General features: G+C 70.3%; 6 protein-coding genes. 2 read left to right on the top strand and 4 right to left on the bottom strand.

Features of this window, described 5'->3' with window-relative positions:
* Positions 1-847, top strand: an 847-nt coding sequence (coaA, locus tag VFN12_RS06160; RefSeq protein ID WP_325117728.1) for a type I pantothenate kinase, incomplete at its 5' end; no start/stop codon positions are given.
* A gap of 163 nt (positions 848-1,010) precedes the next feature.
* Here coaA and VFN12_RS06165 read toward each other — a convergent pair.
* From VFN12_RS06165 to rplM, 4 genes are all read right to left on the bottom strand, one after another.
* The gene (locus VFN12_RS06165) at positions 1,011-1,745 is read right to left on the bottom strand and encodes a class I SAM-dependent methyltransferase (protein ID WP_325117729.1); all 735 of its coding nucleotides are present in this window, start codon (positions 1,743-1,745) and stop codon (positions 1,011-1,013) included.
* Positions 1,746-1,807: 62 nt separating this feature from the next.
* Positions 1,808-3,154, bottom strand: a complete 1,347-nt coding sequence (gene glmM / locus VFN12_RS06170) for a phosphoglucosamine mutase (RefSeq protein ID WP_325117730.1) — start codon at positions 3,152-3,154, stop codon at positions 1,808-1,810.
* Between the two features lie 15 nt (positions 3,155-3,169).
* Positions 3,170-3,670 (bottom strand): 30S ribosomal protein S9, encoded by a 501-nt coding sequence (rpsI, locus tag VFN12_RS06175; protein ID WP_325117731.1) that lies wholly within the window; start codon positions 3,668-3,670, stop codon positions 3,170-3,172.
* Between the two features lie 31 nt (positions 3,671-3,701).
* Positions 3,702-4,145, bottom strand: a complete 444-nt coding sequence (gene rplM / locus VFN12_RS06180; protein WP_325117733.1) for a 50S ribosomal protein L13 — start codon at positions 4,143-4,145, stop codon at positions 3,702-3,704.
* A gap of 282 nt (positions 4,146-4,427) precedes the next feature.
* Between rplM and VFN12_RS06185 the strand changes: the two genes are divergently transcribed.
* Positions 4,428-5,157 (top strand): citrate/2-methylcitrate synthase (locus tag VFN12_RS06185; RefSeq protein ID WP_325117734.1); only part of this gene is annotated, 730 nt, incomplete at its 3' end.

The following is a 5,157-nucleotide window of genomic DNA, read 5'->3' on the forward strand; positions in this document are numbered from 1 at the left end:
CCGGGTGCGCGGCCTCGGGGACGCCCTCGACCTCGACGAGGTCGAGCAGGTCTACCTCCCGCTCTCGCGCCTGCTCAGCCTGTACGTCGAGAGCGCCGGCCGCCTGCACCGGCAGCAGGAGGAGTTCCTGGACCAGCCGCAGCCGCAGCGGACGCCGTTCGTGATCGGCCTCGCCGGCTCGGTGGCCGTCGGGAAGTCCACGACCGCCCGCGTCCTCCAGCAGATGCTCGCCCACTGGCCCGAGCACCCCAACGTCGCCCTGGTGACGACCGACGGGTTCCTCTACTCCAACGCCGAGCTCGAGCGCCGGGGCATCCTGCACCGCAAGGGGTTCCCGGAGTCCTACGACCGCAAGGCCCTGCTGCGGTTCGTGGTCGACATCAAGTCCGGCGAGGACGAGGTCGAGGCGCCGCTCTACTCCCACCTCGTCTACGACGTCGTGCCCGACGAGAAGGTCGCGATCAAGCGGCCCGACATCGTGATCATCGAAGGCCTCAACGTGCTCCAGCCGGCACGCGTCCGCGACGACGGCCGCACCGGCCTCACCCTGAGCGACTTCTTCGACTTCAGCGTGTACGTCGACGCCGGCACCGACCACATCCGCTCCTGGTACGTCGAGCGCTTCCTCCGGCTCCGCGAGACGGCCTTCCGCGACCCCGCGTCGTACTTCGCGAAGTACGCCGGGCTCAGCGAGGAGGAGGCGGTCGCCGAGGCGGAGCGGCTGTGGGACTCCATCAACGGGCCCAACCTGACCGAGAACATCCTGCCCACGCGGTCGCGGGCCACCCTGGTGCTGCGCAAGGACCGCGACCACTCCGTGCGCTACGTCCGGTTGCGCAAGCTGTAGTCGCAGCATCGTCCGGTGGTTGAGCAGTGAGGCGCGCCAGCGCCGAGCGTCGTCGAAACCCCCGCACCCACGCAGGGCGGTGCCCACGGTGGTTGCCGCCCCACCAACGGTTCCGGGGTTTCGACGACGCTCGCTGGCGCTCGCTGCTCAACCACCGGAGCAGTCACGGCTTGCGCCACACCGACACGTGGCTCTCGCTGTCGGCGGTGAACGGGCTGCCGTCCCAGTCGGCCAGCCGCTGCTCCAGCTCCAGTCCGGCCAGCTGCGCCATCAGGTCGCACTCGGCGGGCCAGACGAAGCGGTAGTGGTGGACGCCGTACCGGGCCCGACCGTCCTCGCCGGGCCAGTAGTGGTGCGACGTGCCGGCCTGGGTGGACAGGTCGAAGGTGTCGAAGCCCAGGTGCCCCTCGCTCACCTCGAACGGCACCGCCACCTGACCCGGTGGGAGGCGACGGATCGGCGGCACGCCGAGCTCGATCAGAAACCGCCCTCCCGGGCGCAGGTGTCGCGCGGCGTTGCGGAAGCAGGCGACCTGCTCCTGCTGGGTGCGCAGGTTGCCGAGGGTGTTGAAGACGAGGTAGACGAGCGAGAACTCCCCCGGCACCCGGGTCGTGGCCATGTCGCCGACGGTCACCGGCAACGCGGCCTCGTCCACCTTCTGCCGCAGCTGCGCCACCATGGGCTCCGACAGCTCGATGCCGGATACGGGGACTCCGCGCGCGAGCAGCGGAACCGCCACCCGGCCGGTGCCGACGGCGAGCTCGAGGGCCGGTCCGCCCCCGGCGAGCCGGTGGAGGAAGTCGACGGTCGGGTCGAGCACGTCGGGCGCGAACATGGCCGCGCTGGTCGCGTCGTAGCGACGCGCCGTCTCCTCGTCCCACAGGTCGCTGCTGGTCATGTCCCGCAGCCTGACGGGCGGTTCCGGGCATGTCGACCGCATTTCGCGGGCGGGCCGAGCGGTCAGAGCGCCAGCTGGGCGCGCACGACGCGCGCGAGCCGGTCGGCGATCGCCTCCGCCTGGTCGGCGGTCCCGGCCTCGACCATGACCCGGACGATCGGCTCGGTGCCCGAGGGCCGGAGCAGGATCCGGCCACCGTCACCGAGCACGGCCTCCTCCTCCGCCACCGCCGCGGCCAGGACCGCGTCGTCGTCGGCCCGGGACTTGTCCACCCCACCGACGTTGACCAGGACCTGCGGCAGCCGCGTCATCACCGAGGCGAGCGACTTGAGGCTCTGGCCCGTGGTCGCCATCCGCTCCAGGATGTGCAGCGCGGTGAGGATGCCGTCGCCCGTGGTCGCGTGGTCGGACATGATCACGTGGCCCGACTGCTCGCCGCCGAGCGAGTAGCCCGACACCTTCATCGCCTCGAGCACGTAGCGGTCGCCCACCTTGGTCTGCCGCACCCCGATGCCGGCGGCCCGCATCGCCTGGACGAACCCCAGGTTGCTCATCACGGTGGCGACGACGGTGTCCTTGGCGAGGCGGCCGCTGTCGAGGAACGCGTGCGCCAGCACCGCCAGGAGCTGGTCGCCGTCGACGACGTTGCCCTCGTGGTCGACCGCCAGGCAGCGGTCGGCGTCGCCGTCGAGGGCGAAGCCCACGTGCGCCTCGTCCTGGAGCACCGCCTCCCGCAGGCGTTCGAGATGGGTGGAGCCGCAGTTGTCGTTGATGTTCAGCCCGTCCGGCTGGGCATGGATCGCGGTCACCTCCGCACCCGCGTCGACCAGCGCCTTGGGGCCCGCCTCGTGCGCGGCCCCCTCGGCGCAGTCGAGGACGACCCGGATCCCCGCCAGGGGGTGGTCGATGGTGCGGACGAGGTGGCCGACGTACTGGCTCACCGCCGAGGGGTACGGCGTCACCCGGCCGACGTCGCCGCCGACCGGCCGCTCCCACTCCTGGCCGAGGCGCCGCTCGATGGCGATCTCGATCGCGTCGTCGAGCTTGTGGCCCCCGCGGGCGAGGAACTTGATGCCGTTGTCGGGCATCGGGTTGTGGGAGGCGGACAGCATCACGCCGAGGTCGGCACCCAGGGTGCCGGTGAGGAACGCGACGCCCGGGGTCGGCAGGACGCCGAGGAGGAGGACGTCCACCCCGGCCGACGCGAGGCCGGCCACCACGGCCGACTCCAGGAACTGACCGGAGATCCGGGTGTCGCGGCCGACGACGGCCAGCGGACGGTGACCCTCGAACTCGCCCCGGTCGGCCAGGACCTGGGCCGCCGCGACGGACAGGCCCAGGGCCAGCTCAGCGGTCAGCTGACCGTTGGCCTGGCCCCGGACCCCGTCGGTGCCGAAGAGTCGCGCCATGCCCGACCCGGACGGTCAGCGCTTGCTGAACTGAGGCGCCTTGCGGGCCTTCTTGAGTCCGGCCTTCTTGCGCTCGATGACGCGGGCGTCGCGGGTGAGCAGCCCGGCCTTCTTCAGCGACGGGCGGTTGGTCTCGACGTCGACCGCGTTGAGGCAGCGGGCCACGCCGAGGCGCAGCGCGCCGGCCTGGCCGGTGATGCCGCCGCCGTGGATGCGGGCGATGACGTCGAAGCGGCCCTCGAGCTGCAGGGCAGCGAAGGGCTCGTTGACGACCTGCTGGTGCAGCTTGTTCGGGAAGTAGGAGTCGAGGGTGCGGCCGTTGACGGTCCACACTCCGGTGCCGGGGACGATGCGCACCCGCGCCACGGCCTCCTTGCGACGGCCGGTCGCGGCCGCGGGGGCGATGGTCGCCGCGCGCAGCGGCTGGTCGGCCGACGGGGCGCTCTCGGAGCTGTAGGCAACGCCCTGCTCGTTGGTCTCGTAGGTCTCCTCGACCTCAGTGCTGTTCTCAGTCACGGTGTTCCTCAATCAGTTCTGGGTCGCGTGCTTACTGGGAGACCTGGGAGATCTCGAACGGCTTGGCCTGCTGGGCCTGGTGGGGGTGGTGGGGGCCCGAGTAGACCTTGAGCTTCTTCAGCACCTGGCGGCCGAGCTTGTTCTTGGGAAGCATGCCCCAGACAGCCTTCTCGATCACCTTGCGGGCGTCCTTCTCGAGCAGCTCCCCGACCGGGGTGGCCGAGAGGCCGCCGGGGTACCCGGAGTGGCGGTAGGCGAGCTTCTTGGTGGCCTTGTCGCCGGACAGGGCGACCTTCTCCGCGTTGATGACGATGACGAAGTCACCGGTGTCGACGTGGGGGGCGAAGATCGGCTTGTGCTTCCCGCGGAGCAGGGTCGCGGCGGAGACGGCGAGGCGCCCGAGGACGACGTCGGTCGCGTCGATGACGTGCCACTCCCGCTGGATGTCCGCGGGCTTGGGGCTGTAGGTACGCACGGCTGGTTCCTTCTTCGTTCGTAGGTGCCGACCGGATCGGCCTGGTCGGCCCCGGTCGGTGGTGCAGCGGCTTCTGACGAACACGGCCCGGCTGACCACCCTGGAGTGGGCTCCGGATCTGCATCCCGATCGCCGTGGCGGGAGATCGGAACGCGGCAGGAGTCGCGACCGACAAGACTACGGGGGGCGTAGGGGCAGGTCAAAACGTCGTTCGAGCCGGGCTGGTCCCGACTTTCGAACGAGGGATTCGCACCGGGGGGCCACCGGGGCTAGGTTTGGACGGTGACTGAATCACTCACCGTCCGTGACAATCGCACGGGGCAGGAGTACGACGTCCCGATCACCGACGGCACCATCAAGGCTGCGGACCTCGGCGGCATCAAGGCCGCCGACGACCAGCCGGGCCTCGCCGTCTACGACCCCGGGTTCGTCAACACCGCCTCCTGCCGCAGCGCCGTGACCTACATCGACGGCGAGGAGGGCATCCTCGAGTACCGCGGATACCCGATCGAGCAGCTCGCGGAGAAGTCGAACTTCCTCGAGGTCGCCTATCTCCTCATCCACGGCAGCCTGCCGACCAAGGCGGAGTACGAGTCGTGGGTGCACGAGATCACCTACCACACGTTCGTCCACGAGAACGTCAAGAGCTTCATGGAGGGCTTCCGCTACGACGCCCACCCCATGGGCATGCTGATGGCCTCGGTGGGCGCGCTCTCGACCTTCTACCCGGACGCGCGCAACATCGCCGACGCCGAGAACCGGCACATGCAGATCGTGCGGATGATCGCCAAGATGCCGACGCTCGGCGCCTGGTCCTTCCGTCACGCCCAGGGCAAGCCGTTCGTCTACCCCGACAACGACCTGTCCTACACCGCGAACTTCCTCTCGATGCTCTTCAAGATGAGCGAGAAGCACTTCGAGGCCGACGAGCGCCTGGTCAAGGCCCTCGACGTGCTGTTCATCCTGCACGCCGACCACGAGCAGAACTGCTCGACCAACGCCGTACGCTCCG

The organism is Nocardioides sp. (assembly GCF_035703625.1).
In the GTDB taxonomy this organism is placed as follows: domain Bacteria; phylum Actinomycetota; class Actinomycetes; order Propionibacteriales; family Nocardioidaceae; genus Nocardioides.

Bases quoted from the DNA above. Each gene is read 5' to 3' on its own strand.
- VFN12_RS06165 (WP_325117729.1), bottom strand. From the start codon at position 1,745: ATGACCAGCAGCGACCTGTGGGACGAGGAGACGGCGCGTCGCTACGAC.
- glmM (WP_325117730.1), bottom strand. From the start codon at position 3,154: ATGGCGCGACTCTTCGGCACCGACGGGGTCCGGGGCCAGGCCAACGGT.